The organism is Vibrio sp. 2132-1, assembly GCF_033344315.1.
This window is the reverse complement of record NZ_JAWPON010000398.1, coordinates 1-422: the sequence shown is the minus strand read 5'-3', so window position 1 is coordinate 422 and position 422 is coordinate 1. Positions and strand designations below refer to the sequence as shown.

The following is a 422-nucleotide window of genomic DNA, read 5'->3' as shown; positions in this document are numbered from 1 at the left end:
ATCCACTCGATGCGCGATGGCAGGAAGCAGATATACCATCGATGGTACTTCGATCATCACCCCGACCTTTGGAGCCTGGATACGCTCATCAAGCAAGACAACTTCGCTGTAGGCTTGGTTGATCAGCGTCATCGCATCATCCAGCTCTTTAATACCAGATACCATGGGTAACAAGATACTTAAATTACCACTTTCAGCACTGGCTCTTAGCATCGCACGCAATTGAATCAAAAAGATATCAGGATGATCTAACGTAAAGCGAATCCCGCGCCAACCGAAAAACGGATTGTCCTCTTCGATTGGCAGGTATGGCAATGGTTTATCACCACCGATGTCTAGAGTACGCATCACCACGCGTTGGCTCGAGTAGCTGTTTAATATTGCTCGATCTTGATGATACTGCTCATCTTCCGATGGAAAGT

Annotated in this window: 1 protein-coding gene; it reads right to left on the bottom strand. The window is 46.7% G+C overall.

Annotated elements, in window-relative coordinates; translation table 11 throughout:
• A partial coding sequence (locus R8N47_RS25650; RefSeq protein WP_318186158.1) for a putative PEP-binding protein occupies positions 1-422 on the bottom strand: 422 nt, incomplete at both ends.